Here is a 13,876-nt window from a genome sequence, read left to right on the forward strand (position 1 = left end):
TCCGGCCGTCTCGAGCCGAGCCGCACAGATTCGCGGTTGCGGGCGCCGTCCGTGGGTAAACCCATCTCGACGTTGCCTCGTCGTGCCAAGATCCCGAAGCAAGAGGTGTTCATGTCCCTTACCCAGACCCCGACCGAAACCAGACGACCGAAACCGATCATCTCGGGCAACAAGTCGCTGTCCGAGCACATCACCGTCAAGGCCTTCGTGCTGGCGCCGCTGGTCGCCATCGCCGCGGCCGTTCCGTTCGCCTGGGGCTGGGGCCTGAGCTGGCTGGACATCGCACTCGGTGCGTTCTTCTTCGTGGTCAGCGGCCTCGGAGTCACGGCCGGTTACCACCGCTTGTTCACCCACGGCTCGTACAAGGCCAAGCGCGGACTGCGGATCGCGCTCGCCATCGCGGGCAGCTTCGCCGCGCAGGGGCCCGTGACGATGTGGGTGGCCGATCACCGGCGCCACCACGCGTTCTCCGACCGTGCGGGCGACCCCCACTCGCCGTGGATGTTCGGCACGAGCCCGGCCGCGCTGGCGAAGGGCTTCTGGCACTCGCACATGGGCTGGCTTTTCGACCGCGAGGTCACCAACGCCGAGCGGTTCGCCCCCGACCTGCTCGCCGACCGCGACATCCGGACCGTCGACAAGCTGTTCCCGCTGTGGGTGGCGCTGAGCTTCCTGCTGCCCGGCGTGCTCGGCGGCCTCATCACGTGGTCGCTGTGGGGCGGTGTCACGGCGCTGTTCTGGGCCGGCTTCGTGCGGATCGGCCTGCTGCACCACGTGACGTGGTCGGTGAACTCGATCTGCCACATGATCGGTGAGCGCCCGTTCTCCAGCCGCGACAAGGCCGCCAACTTCTGGCCGCTGGCGATCTTCTCTTTCGGCGAGGCGTGGCACAACCTGCACCACGCCGACCCGACGTGCGCCCGGCACGGCGTGCTCCGCGGGCAGATCGACATCTCCGCCCGGCTCATCTGGATGTTCGAGAAGCTCGGCTGGGCGACGAAGGTCCGCTGGCCGACGCCGAACCGCCTCGACCGGCTGACCGTCAAGGCGTAACCACCACGACGAACGCGGCGCCCCCGTGGGTCCGGAATTCCGGGCCGGCGGGGGCGTTCGCCTGTCCGGACGTGCGGCGTACCGGATGCAACCCCCTGCAACCCTTTCGCTCGACCCGCTCGGTGGAGTGCCATAGAGGCACGGCGTCGATGGTGACGCCCGACACACCGGGAGGTGACAGGTGTCGTGTCCGGGGTGACGGCCGGGATCGTCGCGAACCCCGCGTCCGGGCGGGACATCCGGCGGCTGGTCGCTCAGGCGTCGGTGTTTCCCACGGCCGAGAAGGCCAACATGGTGCAGCGGCTGCTTGCCGCGTTCGCCTCGGTCGGCGTCGAGCGCGCCCTGGTTTCCACCGACCTCGGCGGCATCTCCTCCGCCGTCCTGCGCGCGCTGCGCACCCGGCGGCCCGGCAAGGACAGTCCGTGGCCCGAGGTGGAGTTCTGCGCCGACGACCCCATCACCGGCACCGCCGAGGACACCACCAACGCCGTCCGCCGCATGGTCGGCGCCGGTGCCCGCCTGATCGTCTGCCTCGGCGGGGACGGCACCGCGCGCGTGGCCGCCGCCGCGTGCGGTGACGTGCCGCTGCTCGCGCTGTCCACCGGCACGAACAACGCCTTCCCCCGGATGCGGGAGGCCACCGTCGCCGGGCTGGCGGGCGGTCTCGTCGCCACCGGCGCGGTCGCGGACGGCACCCGCCGGGCGAGCGTGCTCGAGGTGACCGCGGGCGCCCGCACGGAGATCGCGCTCGTCGACGTCTGCTCGGCCACCGCCCGGCACGTGGGATCGCGCGCCCTGTGGGACCCGGAGAGCCTCACCGAGCTGCTGTGCACCTTCGCCGAGCCCGACGGCATCGGCCTGTCGAGCGTCGCCGGCCAGCTGTGCCCCAGCCCGCGTGACGTGCCGCACGGCGTGGCGTTGACGTTCGCACCGCCCGAGCGGGCGCGCTGGGTGGTCCACGCACCGATCGCCCCCGGTCTCGTGGTCCCCGTCGGCGTCCGCGACTACCGCACACTGCCCGTGGACGAACCCGTCGAGCTCACCCAGCGCGGCGGCGTGATCGCCGTCGACGGCGAACGCGAGCTCGAGCTGCGCGACGACCAGCGCGCCACCGTGCGGCTGCGGGCGGACGGGCCCCGCTGCGTCGACGTCGCCGGCGTGCTCGCCGAGGCCGCGCGCCGCGGGCTGCTGCGCACCGAGTTGTCCCCTGTGTCGACGACAACGGCGACATGAGGAGGCCGGGACCGGATAGGCCGGAAAGTTAGGAGCGTCAACGATGACGGATACCTTGTCCACCGCGGCCAGGCACGAGCTGGACGAGAACGCACTGCTCGACGCCTACCGCACGATGCGTACCATCCGCGCCTTCGAGGAACGGGTGCACGACGAGTTCGCCACCGGGGACATCCCGGGGTTCGTGCACCTCTACGCCGGCGAGGAGGCATCCGCCACCGGCGTCTGCATGCACCTCGACGACCGGGACGCGATCGCCAGCACCCACCGTGGCCACGGGCACTGCATCGCCAAGGGCGTCGACGTCAAGGCGATGATGGCCGAGATCTACGGCCGCAAGACCGGATCCTGCCACGGCAAGGGCGGCTCCATGCACATTGCCGACCTGTCGAAGGGCATGCTCGGTGCCAACGGCATCGTCGGCGGCGGGCCGCCGCTGATCTGCGGCACCGCGCTCGCGGCGAAGCAGCAGGGCACCGGCGGCGTCGGCGTCGCGTTCTTCGGCGACGGGGCGAGCAACCAGGGCACCACGCTCGAAGCGCTCAACCTCGCGTCGGTGTGGAACCTCCCGGCGATCTTCGTGGCGGAGAACAACGGCTACGCCGAGGCCACGGCCAGCACCTGGTCGGTCGCCGCCGACAACATCGCCGACCGTGCCGCCGGATTCGGCATGCCGGGCGTGATCGTGGACGGCTTCGACTTCTTCGCGGTGTACGAGGCGGCGGGCGAGGCCATCGCCCGCGCCCGGGAGGGCGGCGGACCGACGCTCATCGAGGTCAAGTTCACCCGCTACTTCGGACACTTCGAGGGCGACCAGCAGACCTACCGCGCCGAGGAGGTCGCGAACGCGCGCGAGAAGCTCGACTGCCTCAAGCGGTTCCGGGCCCGCGTTACGGAGACCGGTGAGCTCGACGAGTCCACGCTGGACGCTGTCGACGCCCAGGTCGCCGACCTCATCGACGCCGCCGTCGAGGAGGCCAAGGCGGCGCCCAGGCCCGCTCCGTCCGACCTGCACACCGACGTCTACGTGTCCTACTGAGGGAGGCAGCCATGGCACGCACGATCAGTTACCGCGAGGCGCTCAACGAGGCACTCGCGCAGGAGATGGAGCGCGACGAGTCCGTCGTCGTGATGGGCGAGGACAACGCGGGCGGCGCGGGTAGCCCCGGCGAGGACGACGCCTGGGGCGGCGTACTCGGCGTCACCAAGGGCCTGTTCCACCGCTTCCCCGGCCGAGTGCTCGACACCCCGATCTCGGAATCGGCGTTCGTGGGCGCCGCAATCGGCGCGGCGACGCGCGGCCTGCGCCCGGTGGCCGAACTGATGTTCATCGACTTCATGGGCGTCTGTTTCGACCAGATCTTCAACCAGGCGGCCAAGTTCCGCTACATGTTCGGCGGCAAGGCCGAGACGCCCGTGGTCATCCGCACCATGTACGGCGCGGGACTGCGCGCGGCCGCGCAGCACTCGCAGGCGCTGTACCCGATCTTCACCCACATTCCGGGACTGAAGGTGGTCGTGCCGTCGAGCCCGTACGAGGCCAAGGGGCTGCTGATCCAGTCCATTCGCGACAACGACCCGGTGATCTTCTGCGAGCACAAGGCCATGTACGACGTCACCGGCGAGGTGCCGCAGGACAGCTACACCATCCCGTTCGGCGAGGCCAACGTCGTGCGCGACGGTGACGACGTGACGATCGTGGCCATCGGCCGGATGGTGTCCGTGGCCGAGGAGGCCGCCGAGCAGCTGGCGGCGTCCGGGGTGGAGGCCGAGATCATCGACCCGCGCACCACCAGCCCGCTCGACACCGAGACGATCCTGGAGAGCGTCGAGAACACCGGCAGGCTCGTGGTGGTGGACGAGGCCACCCCGAGGTGCAACCTCGCCACCGACATCTCCGCGCTCGTGGCGAAGGAGGCGTTCGGCTCCCTGCGTGCACCGATCGAGATGGTCACCGCGCCGCACACGCCGGTGCCCTTCGCCGACGTCCTGGAGGACCTCTACATCCCGGACGCCCAGCGCGTGACGAACGCCGTCAAGTCCGTTGTGGAGTGGAAGCGCTGATGGACGAACGTATCCGCAAGGTCGTCATGCCCAAGTGGGGCCTGTCGATGAAGACCGGCAAGATCACCGAGTGGATCGCCGCAGAGGGCGACGAGGTGGCCGACGGCGACGATCTCGCCGAGATCGACACCGACAAGATCGCCGGCGCGCTCGAGTCCTCCGAGGAGGGCGTGCTGCGCCGGGTGATCGCGCAGGTCGGCGAGGAGGTGCCGGTCGGCGGCACGATCGCGCTCATCGCGCCCGCCGACGTGCCCGATGCCGAGCTCGACGAGGCCGCCCGGGCGGCCCGGGAGGAGCTCGACTCGGGTGCCGTGGAGGAGGTGGCGGGCCCGGTCACCGGCACGGTCGAGGTGGACGGACGCACGCTCGCCTACGCCACCCTCGGCGAGGGCGAGGAGGTGGTGGTCCTCGTGCACGGCTACGGCGGCGACAAGAACTCCTGGCTGTTCGTGCAGGAGCCGCTGTCGCAGACGCGCACGGTGCACGCGCTCGACCTGCCGGGGCACGGCGAGTCGAGCAAGGACGTCGGCGACGGGTCACTGGACACCCTTGCCGGCGCGGTGCTCGGCTTCCTCGAGGCCAAGGGCATCGAGCGGGCGCACCTGGTGGGGCACTCGCTCGGCGGTGCGGTCGTGGTGGCCGCGGCGGCCAGCCGGCCGGAGCGGGTGGCGTCGCTGACGCTGGTCGCCCCGGCCGGGTTCGGTGACCGGATCAACGCCGACTACCTGCGCGGCTTCGCGGCGGCGACGTCGAGGCGGGAGCTCAAGCCGCACCTGACGGCGTTGTTCGCCGACCCGGAGCAGGTCACCCGAAAACTGGCCGACGACCTGATGAAGTTCAAGCGCCTCGACGGCGTGGACGCGGCACTCGACACGCTGCTGGGCACCCTGCTCGACGGCGACGCTCCCGCGCTGGACGTCGCGCCGCTGCTGTCGCGGATCGACGTGCCGGTGGCCGTGGTCTGGGGCAGGCAGGACGCGGTGCTGCCGGTGGAGAACGCCTCGGGGCTCGACGGGGTCGTCCACGTCGACGCGGCAGGCCACATGGTGCACATGGAGCAGCCGGGGGAGGTGGTGTCCGCCATCGGGACCGTTGTCAAGTGAGGGGGTTCTCCCGGACCGCCAGGCTTGCGACACTCGTCGGGTGCGCCAGGAGCACCTCGAAGCAGCGGTGCCGGCGGGGACGGACCTCCGGCGGTACACCCGCGTGCTGGCGCAGGTCCACGAGGCGGCGGTGGCCGGGCGGCGGCCACCCGCCTCGCCGCGTGCCGTGATCGCCGCGTCCTGGCAGCGCATGCGCAGGCTGGGGCTGGACCCTGATCGCGGCGGTCCGGGAGAACCCATCACGGTCGACGAGCTCGAGGCGCGGAGGCGGGCCGGTGGTCTCGGCGCCGTGCTGCCCGTGTTGCGCGGCGGTCTGATCGGGGTCGCGGAGGAGGCCGCGCACATCATGGTGGTCGTCGACGCCGACGGCCACGTGCTCTGGCGCGACGGCAGCACGGCCGTCCGGCACCGCGCCGACCGGCTCGGCTTCACCGAGGGTGCCTCCTGGAACGAGAACCACGTGGGCACCAACGCCATCGGCACGGCCCTGGTGGCGCGCAAGCCGATGCAGGTCTACTCCGCCGAGCACTACGTCCGCTCCCACCACGCCTGGACGTGCGCGGCCGCCCCGCTGCACGATCCACGCGACGGCAGGCTGCTCGGCGTGGTGGACCTGTCCGGGCCGGCCGACACCGTCCACGCCACCACGCTCGCGCTCGTCGCCGCGGTCGCGAGACTCGCGGAGGCGCATCTGCGCACCGGCCACCTCGCCGAGCTCGAACGGCTGCGGGCCACCGCCGTGCCCGTGCTGGCGAAGGTGGCCGGTCCGGCGCTCGTGACCGACGAGCACGGCTGGGTCGCCGCTTCCAGCGGGCTCGCCGCGCCCGACCGGGTCGCCCTGCCGTCCGGCCGCGTTCCCGGCGAGGCGTGGCTGCCCACGTTCGGGCGGTGCCACCTCGAACCGGTACCGGGTGGCTGGCTCGTCCGACCCGGTGACACCGAGGCCGAACCCCGCCGCGTGGTGCTCGATGTCCGATCGCCGCACGCCTGCACGCTCACGGTCAGCGGACCGGGTGGCACGTGGTCGCACCCCCTGAGCCCACGGCACGCCGAGATCCTCTACCTCCTCGCCCGCCACCGGGACGGCCGATCGGCCGCGCAACTGGCGGTCGACCTCTTCGGCGATCCGGCCCGGACCGTCACCGTCCGTGCGGAGATGTCGCGCCTGCGCAGACAGCTCGGTGCGGTCCTCGCGCGCAGGCCGTACCGGTTCGCCGACGACCTCGAGGTCGTGCTCGAGCAGCCGGACGCTCCCGAGCTCGTGCTGCCGCATTCCACGGCGCCCGCCATCCGAGGCTGAGCGTCACCAGGGCGGGTTACGGCGCCGCCACGATCTTGACCGGGTTGCCGGAGTCCTTGGTCGCGTCGTGGTGATCTCGGCTACGGTCATGCGGGTGCTGAAACTGGGTGGAGGAACGCGATGACGAGCACCGTGACCCGTCGCGGTCCGGCCGGGCAGCCGCTGCCCCGGACGGGACCGCCGGACGAGCCACGTGGTGGGCGTTCCGGCCTCGCCTGGCTGCTCGACCTGCCCGCCAACGCCGTGCGCGGGCTCCGCCGCTCGGCGGCGACGACTCCCGGCAAGCTGACGCTCATCGGCGTCGCGCTTGTGGTGCTGTCCCTGCTCGCGGGCGCCGTGGGCAGCGCGGCCATCGGGGAGCGCAAGGGCACGATCGACGGGCTCATCGACCACCGGGAGCCGCTGGCCGCGGCGGCTCAGGAGCTCTACCGCTCGCTGTCGGACGCCGACGCCACCGCCGCGAGCGCGTTCCTCTCCACCGGCGCCGAACCACCCGAACTGCGGCAACGCTACGAGCTCGACATCGCCACGGCCGGTGCCGCGCTGGCCAAGGCCGCGTCCGATTCCGGGGGTGTGCCCGAGGCCGCCGCCCAGGTCGACATGCTGTCCCGGCAGCTGCCCGTCTACACCGGACTCGTGGAGACGGCGCGCGCCAACAACCGCCAGGGCTTTCCCGTCGGCGCCGCCTACCTGCGCGAGGCGTCGGAGCTGATGCGCGCCAAGATCCTGCCCGCCGCGAACGAGTTGTACGAGATCGACGCCGACCGCCTCGCCGAGGAACAGGACGACGCCGCCGGGGTGCCGTGGCTGACGGCGTTGCTGGCGCTCGGCCTGCTCGGCGCGCTCATCGCCGCGCAGGTCTACCTCAAGCGCAAGACCAACCGGGTGTTCAACGTGGGCCTGGGCGTCGCCACGATCGCCGTGGGTGTCGCGGTCCTGTGGACGGCGGCGGCGGTGACCGTGCAGAGCGTGCTGGTGAGCAACGCCGCGGAGGACGGCACGGGGCAGGCGGACGTCCTCGTGCGGGCCAGGATCACCGCGCTGCAGGCCCGGGCCGACGAGACGCTCACCCTGGTCGCCCGAGGTGGCGGCGAGGCCTACGACAACGAGTTCAACGAGCTGTTCGGGCAGCTGGCAGGCGAGGACGGCCGATCCGGCCTGCTCGCGCAAGCCCGCGAACGCGCGGAGGATCTGCCCTCGGCCGAGCACGTCGATTCCGCCGTGCAGAACGCGGTGGCCTGGGGCGCCGCGCACGGTCAGGTGCGCGAATTCGACAACTCCGGTGAGTACGAGCGGGCGGTCTCGCTCGCGATCGACACCACCGACGAACAGAGTGCCGCGGCCGCGTTCACCCGGTTGGATGAGGACCTTGCCGCGGCCATCGGCTCCGGCAGGCAGATCTTCCTCGACGACACCACCAACGCGTCCCGGGCACTGACGCTGCTCGCCCCCGGGTTCGCCCTGCTGGCGCTCATCGCGGCACTCGGCACGACGCTCGGAATCCGGGAACGTCTTCGGGAGTACCGCTGATGAAGCGCACGACATGGTTGGGCTCGCTGCTGGTGACGGCCGCACTGGTCGCGGGCTGCGGCTCACCGGGAAAGCCGGTGGATCCCGCGCCCGTGGGGTCGGTGGAGCGGCCGATGCCCGCGGGCGCGGGCCTCGCGCGCGACGTGGAAGGCAACGGAACCGCCGACCGGAGCTGCGACCCCACCGCCAGCCTCGCGCCCGACCCCAGCATTCCGCCGGGGTCCACAATGGACGAGATCCGGGATCGCGGCTATCTCGTCGTCGGGGTGGACCAGAACACCTTCCCGTTCGGGTTCCGCAATCCGACGACGGGGCAGCTCGAGGGGTTCGACATCGACATCGCCCGCGAGATCACCCGGTCCATCTTCGGCAACCCGGACGCCGTGCAGTTCCGCGCCATCAGCTCGGCCCAGCGAATCGGGGTGCTCGGGGGCGACCCGGAGTACAAGGGCGAGCAGGTGGACATCGTCGTGCGCACCTTCTCCATCACGTGCGATCGGTTGGAGGACATCAACTTCTCGACCGTCTACTACGTCGCCGGACAACGTGTGCTGGTCAACGAGAACTCGTCGGCCCGTGGTCTCGGCGACCTCGGCGGCAAGCGCGTGTGCGCGGCCGACCAATCGACGTCGCTGCAGAACATCGCACGTGCCGAACCTCGGCCGGTGCCGGTGCAGGTGGACGACTGGTCGGACTGTCTGGTGCTGCTGCAGCAGGGGCAGGTCGACGCGGTCTCCACGGACGACACGATCCTGGCCGGAATGGCGCAGCAGGACCCGACCACGAAGGTCGTCGGCGAGCGGTTCACCGACGAGCTCTACGGGGTCGGCATCCCGAAGGACGACGAGGACATGGTGAGGTTCGTCAACGCCGTACTCGAGCGGGTGCGGGCGGAAACGTGGCGGGACAGCTACCGGCGGTGGGGGCTGCAGGACTGGCTCGGACCCGCCCAGCCGCCGGCCCCCAACTACCGGTGACATTCTTCGGAGGTAGCAGTGTCGGATGAGCCACGGCGTCCTCGGCACGCCGCGCCGGACGACGGCGAAGGCCGGCCGGAGCAGGCCGGGCCGCGCGCCGTGCCCGAGTCCGGTCCTCGACACGCCGCGGAGCCGCCTCGGCACCCCACCGGATCGGAGCAGCGGGCACCGCAGTCGCAGCAGGGCGGGACGGGCACCCAGCCCGGCCCGCAGGAAGCACGGCAACCGAGCCGGTCAGGTCGGCAATCGATCCAGCCGGGCGGCGGGCCGCAAGGCGCGCCCGGACCGCACACCACGTCCGGTCCGCCGTCGGGACCGAGCGCGCCCGGCGGGCCGCAGATCATGCCGGACACCCGGCTCGCGCGACCCGACTGGCAGAGCGGCAACAACGAACCCCTGCCCACCAGTGTGCTCGCCCAGCCGACGCCGGGCACCGAGCTCATCGCGCCGCCACCGCCACCGTCCGAACCCAGCGGACCGGTGTCGCTTCCCGACCCCGGCACCGGCAGTGTCCTGCCCCCGAGCACCAGCGACGGCTTCCGGCCCGGCACCAGCGATGCCTCCGCCCCGGGTACGGGAGCGGGCACCGGGTCCGGCACCGGCTCGGGAGCCTTCCCGCGCACGTCCAGGAGGACGTCGTCGCGGACGTCCCGTCGCGGACGGCTCGGTGCCGGGCTCGTCGAGGTCCCGCGAGTGCCCGAACGCGACCCGGCGTCGGCCGTGCTCACCAACCCCGTCGTATCGGAGTCCAAGCGCTTCTGCGGCTCGTGCGGTGCCAAGGTCGGCCGGGGCAAGGACGGCGAGCCGGGTGAGCCGAAGGGCACGTGTCCCAAGTGCGGCACGCGCTACTCGTTCGTGCCGAAGCTCCAGCCGCACGAGGTCGTCGGCGGGCAGTACGAGGTCCTCGGCGCGCTCGCCTACGGCGGGCTCGGCTGGATCTATCTCGCGCAGGACCGCAACGTCAACAACCGCTGGGTCGTCCTCAAAGGACTCATCAACACCGGGGACGAAGCGGCGATGACGTCCGCGGTCAACGAGAAGCAGTTCCTCTCCGAGGTCGAGCACCCGAACATCGTCAAGATCTACAACTTCGTCCAGCACCCGGACCCTGACACCGGCAACGCCGTCGGCTACATCGTCATGGAGTACGTGGGCGGCCAATCGTTGCGGCAGCTCGCGCTGGCCCGGCACCGGCAGAGCGGCACCGCCGAGCCGCTGCCTATCGCGCAGGTGATCGCGTACGGCCTGGAGATCCTGCCCGCGCTCGGCTACTTGCACAGCCAGGGCCTGCTCTACTGCGACCTCAAGCCGGACAACGTCATCCAGACCCACGAGCAGCTCAAGCTCATCGACCTCGGCGCGGTCCGCCGCATGGACGACTACAAGAGCCCGCTGTTCTTCACCACCGGGTACAGCGCCCCCGAACTGCCGACGCGCGGCGCGTCGGTGGCGTCGGATCTGTTCACCGTCGGCCGCACGCTGGCGGTGCTGAGCTTCGAGTTCACCGGCTACACCACCAAGTACAAGACGACGCTGCCCAGCCAGGACGAAGTTCCGCTGTTCAAGCTGTTCGGCTCGTACTACCGGTTCCTCCGCCGGGCCACGCACGCCGACCCCGACCGCCGGTTCGTCTCGGCCGAGGACATGGCCGACCAGCTCACCGGCGTGCTGCGCGAGATCATGGCGCTGGGCACCGGAAAGCCGCGGCCGGCACCGTCCACAGTGTTCGGTCCGGAGACCAACACCTTCGGCGTGGACATGGTGGTGCCCGAACGTGGCGCGGACGTCCCGCTGCCCAACCCCGCCGAGGTGGTGCTCGGGCTGCCCATCCCGCAGGTGGACACCGACGACGTGGGCGCGGGCGTGCTGGCCACCACCGTGGGCGCAGATCCCAGGACGGCCATCGAAGCGCTCGCCAACGCGCCGAGGGAATCCATCGAGGTGCGGCTGCGGATCGTGCGTGCCCGGATCGAGCTCGGTGAGCTCGCGGAGGCCGGCAGGCAGCTGCAGGCCGCGCAGTACCTGGCGATCAAGGCCGGCTATCCCCACGACTGGCGCATCGACTGGTACCGCGGCCTCATCGAGCTCGCGGGCGGCCGGGCGCGGGTCGCGCACGTGGCGTTCGACTCGGTGTACGACGAGCTGCCCGGCGAGATCGCGCCGAAGCTCGCGATGGCGTTCAGTGCCGAGAGCGTGGGCGACTACTTCACGGCGTCCCGGCTGTACGAGCTGGTGTGGCGCACCGACCGGTCGTACGTGAGCGCGGCGTTCGGGCTGGCGCGCGTGTACCTGGCGCAGGGTGCGCGGGCGAGTGCGATCGAGGTGCTCGAATCGGTGCCGCCGTCCTCGACGCACCATGTCGCCGCGCAGGTGGCCGCCATCAAGGTGAAGATCCGGTCCACCGGGGCGTCCGGGTACGTCGTGCAGGAGCGGGACCTCGTCGACGCGGGCGCCCGGCTCGAGCGGCTCGACCTCGACGCCGAGCGCCGCACCCGGCTCTCGGCGGAGGTGCTGGAGTCGGCCCTCGAGTGGGTGCAGTCGGAGGCGGGCAGGACGTCGCCGCGGACCCCGGGTGCCGTGGTGCTCGGGTGCGCCCTCGAGGAGCGGGCGCTGCGGTTCGGCCTCGAAGCGTGCTACCGCGCGCTGGCCCGGCTGGCGGAGGGCACCGAGCGGCGCATCGAGCTCGTCGATCGGGCCAACGCCATCCGCCCGCGCACGCTGACCTGAGCGGTCCTACCCGGCGTCCGGCCGCAGCTCGACGATGGTGATGTCCGGCGGCGCGCCGACGCGCACCGGCGGTCCCCAGAAGCCGGCACCGCGCGTGACGTACATCCTCGTGTCGCCGATGGTGTAGGAACCCGCGACCGCGCCCTGTTGCAGGCTGACGATCAGCTCGAACGGGGACAGCTGGCCGCCGTGCGTGTGGCCGGCGAGCACCAGGTCGACGCCGTGGCGGGCGGCGACGTCCACGTCGCGCGGCTGGTGGGCGAGCAGCACGACAGCGCGGTCTTCGTCCCGCCCGCGCACGGCGGCGGCGACATCGCCCGCGTCCTGGAACTGATAGGCCGTGTGGTCGTTGATGCCCCCCAGGTGGAACGTGCCGCCGTTGTGGGTGATGTCGACGTGCTCGTTGCGCAGCGGCCGGATCCCCAGCGTCGGCAGGTGGTCGACCCACTCCTGGTAGCCCGAGTAGTACTCGTGGTTGCCGGTGACGAAGAACGTCCCGTGCGTGCTGCGCAGGCCCGCGAGCGGAGCGGCGGCCTCGGCGAGGTCGGCGACCCGGCCGTCCACCAGGTCGCCCGCGATCGCGACGAGGTCCGGGCGCTCGGCGTTGACCATGTCCACGATCCGCTGCGTGAACGAGCGTCCGATGATCGGCCCGAGATGGATGTCGCTGATCAAGGCGATGCGGCAGCCGGCCGCACGGGGGTCGAGTCTGCGCACCGGCATCGGCACGCGGGTCACCGTCGGCGGGCCCATGGCCACCGTCACGCCGTAGCCCACCAGCCCCGTCGCCACCGCCCCGGCGACCGCGGCCGAGCCGCGCGCGAGCACGGTGCGCCTGCTCACGCCCTCGCGCTCCTCGTCCGGGACCTCCCGGCGCACCCACGGGCGCAGCGCCAGCCGTGGGATCTCGAACACGAGCAGCGCCACGAAGAGGTAGAAGAACATCGCCAGCCACAGGTAGCCGGGCCAGGCGAACCACTGTGCGATGTCCGGGTCGATGCTCGTGCCCGTGGTCAGCCCGGCGACCAGCAGCACGACGAGCGCCGCGAGCGCCCAGGTGCCGATCCTGCGCGCCCGCGTGCCCGGCTGCGTGGTGTCGGCCACCAGGCGTTTCCACAGGTACAGGTGAAGTACGGCCAGGCCGAGCGCCGCGACGATGATGAACATCAGGGGTTGATGTCCCAGTCCTGGCCCGCGGCCTGCCTCACGTCGCGGAATTGCGAGATCGCGTCGGCGTCACCGTGCTTGGTGAAGTGCTCCACGCCGACCGTCACGAACAGGCCACGCGCCCGCACGGCCACCGGGCCGTCCTCGGCGTCGAGCCTGCCCTCGGCACTGACGTAGGTCTTGCGCCTCGACACGCCGTCCAGCTTCGCCGCGATGTGCAGCGTGGAGCCCACCGGCACCGGCCGCACGAAGTCGGTCTCCAGGCGCGCCGTCACGGCGGGCCGGCGCAGCAGGTTGCCGACCGTGCTGCCGAGCGCCTCGTCGAACGCGCACGCCAGCAACCCGCCGTGGGCGAGCCCGGGCGCGCCCTGGTGATCCTTACCGACGGTGAACTTCGAGACCACTGTCATGTCCGAGGCGATCATCGAGCGGATGTGCAGGCCCGACTCGACGTCGTCCCCGCAGCCGAAGCATTGCGAGTAGTGCTCGCCGAGTTCGGTGCCCGATGGCGGTGCGTCCGGGTGCGGAGTCGCTGGTTCGGTGTCCTCCGGAGGCCAGTTCTCTGCGGCTTTGCTCACCCGGCCAAGTTAGCCCGGCGTCGTGCCGGGCGATGTGGCGGCGTCGGGCGAGGCGACCACGCCACGCAGCGGGATCGCTGTTCGTCTCCGGCCGCGTCGGAATCGCCGACCACGGCGGCCGTGGTGGCTCCGACCAGTGACAAC

General features: G+C 71.7%; 11 protein-coding genes. 9 read left to right on the forward strand and 2 right to left on the reverse strand.

Annotated elements, in window-relative coordinates; all coding sequences use genetic code 11:
- Positions 1-111 precede the first annotated feature (111 nt).
- The 9 genes from ACFSZT_RS05680 to ACFSZT_RS05720 all read left to right on the forward strand — a co-directional run bounded on the left by ACFSZT_RS05680 (position 112) and on the right by ACFSZT_RS05720 (position 11,987).
- Positions 112-1,053: an acyl-CoA desaturase gene (locus tag ACFSZT_RS05680; RefSeq protein WP_377390139.1), complete on the forward strand. Its 942-nt coding sequence runs from the start codon at positions 112-114 to the stop codon at positions 1,051-1,053.
- A 186-nt stretch (positions 1,054-1,239) separates the two neighbouring features.
- A complete protein-coding gene (locus tag ACFSZT_RS05685) occupies positions 1,240-2,286 on the forward strand; it encodes an ATP-NAD kinase family protein (RefSeq protein ID WP_377390141.1) in 1,047 nt (348 codons plus the stop codon).
- 43 nt (positions 2,287-2,329) lie between these two features.
- Positions 2,330-3,325 (forward strand): thiamine pyrophosphate-dependent dehydrogenase E1 component subunit alpha, encoded by a 996-nt coding sequence (locus tag ACFSZT_RS05690; protein WP_377390143.1) that lies wholly within the window; start codon positions 2,330-2,332, stop codon positions 3,323-3,325.
- An 11-nt stretch (positions 3,326-3,336) separates the two neighbouring features.
- Positions 3,337-4,350, forward strand: a complete 1,014-nt coding sequence (locus tag ACFSZT_RS05695) for an alpha-ketoacid dehydrogenase subunit beta (protein ID WP_377390145.1) — start codon at positions 3,337-3,339, stop codon at positions 4,348-4,350.
- Positions 4,350-5,453, forward strand: a complete 1,104-nt coding sequence (locus ACFSZT_RS05700; protein WP_377390147.1) for an acetoin dehydrogenase dihydrolipoyllysine-residue acetyltransferase subunit — start codon at positions 4,350-4,352, stop codon at positions 5,451-5,453. Before ACFSZT_RS05695 ends, ACFSZT_RS05700 begins: the two co-directional genes overlap by 1 nt.
- Before the next feature lie 40 nt (positions 5,454-5,493).
- Positions 5,494-6,753, forward strand: coding sequence for a helix-turn-helix domain-containing protein (locus ACFSZT_RS05705; RefSeq protein ID WP_377390149.1), 1,260 nt, complete (start codon positions 5,494-5,496; stop codon positions 6,751-6,753).
- A gap of 120 nt (positions 6,754-6,873) precedes the next feature.
- Positions 6,874-8,283: a hypothetical protein gene (locus ACFSZT_RS05710; RefSeq protein WP_377390151.1), complete on the forward strand. Its 1,410-nt coding sequence runs from the start codon at positions 6,874-6,876 to the stop codon at positions 8,281-8,283.
- A complete protein-coding gene (locus ACFSZT_RS05715) occupies positions 8,283-9,260 on the forward strand; it encodes a glutamate ABC transporter substrate-binding protein (protein WP_377390153.1) in 978 nt (325 codons plus the stop codon). The genes ACFSZT_RS05710 and ACFSZT_RS05715 overlap by 1 nt, the downstream gene beginning before the upstream one ends.
- 18 nt (positions 9,261-9,278) lie before the next feature.
- Positions 9,279-11,987, forward strand: a complete 2,709-nt coding sequence (locus ACFSZT_RS05720) for a tetratricopeptide repeat protein (protein ID WP_377390155.1) — start codon at positions 9,279-9,281, stop codon at positions 11,985-11,987.
- A gap of 6 nt (positions 11,988-11,993) precedes the next feature.
- Here the strand turns inward: ACFSZT_RS05720 and ACFSZT_RS05725 are convergent, their stop codons facing one another.
- Entirely contained in the window at positions 11,994-13,154 is a 1,161-nt protein-coding gene (locus ACFSZT_RS05725; protein WP_377390157.1) for a metallophosphoesterase, read from the reverse strand.
- Complete coding sequence (locus tag ACFSZT_RS05730) at positions 13,154-13,732, reverse strand: PaaI family thioesterase (protein WP_377390159.1); 579 nt, start codon at positions 13,730-13,732, stop codon at positions 13,154-13,156. The genes ACFSZT_RS05725 and ACFSZT_RS05730 overlap by 1 nt, the downstream gene beginning before the upstream one ends.
- Positions 13,733-13,876 lie beyond the last annotated feature (144 nt).

It is taken from the genome of Prauserella oleivorans (assembly GCF_042685745.1).
GTDB lineage: Bacteria > Actinomycetota > Actinomycetes > Mycobacteriales > Pseudonocardiaceae > Prauserella_A > Prauserella_A oleivorans.

Excerpts from the sequence above, each read along its gene's own strand:
- ACFSZT_RS05695 (WP_377390145.1), top strand. The coding sequence starts at position 3,337 with ATGGCACGCACGATCAGTTACCGCGAGGCGCTCAACGAGGCACTCGCG.
- ACFSZT_RS05690 (WP_377390143.1), top strand. The coding sequence starts at position 2,330 with ATGACGGATACCTTGTCCACCGCGGCCAGGCACGAGCTGGACGAGAAC.
- ACFSZT_RS05715 (WP_377390153.1), top strand. The coding sequence starts at position 8,283 with ATGAAGCGCACGACATGGTTGGGCTCGCTGCTGGTGACGGCCGCACTG.
- ACFSZT_RS05710 (WP_377390151.1), top strand. The coding sequence starts at position 6,874 with ATGACGAGCACCGTGACCCGTCGCGGTCCGGCCGGGCAGCCGCTGCCC.
- ACFSZT_RS05700 (WP_377390147.1), top strand. The coding sequence starts at position 4,350 with ATGGACGAACGTATCCGCAAGGTCGTCATGCCCAAGTGGGGCCTGTCG.
- ACFSZT_RS05725 (WP_377390157.1), bottom strand. The coding sequence starts at position 13,154 with ATGTTCATCATCGTCGCGGCGCTCGGCCTGGCCGTACTTCACCTGTAC.
- ACFSZT_RS05680 (WP_377390139.1), top strand. The coding sequence starts at position 112 with ATGTCCCTTACCCAGACCCCGACCGAAACCAGACGACCGAAACCGATC.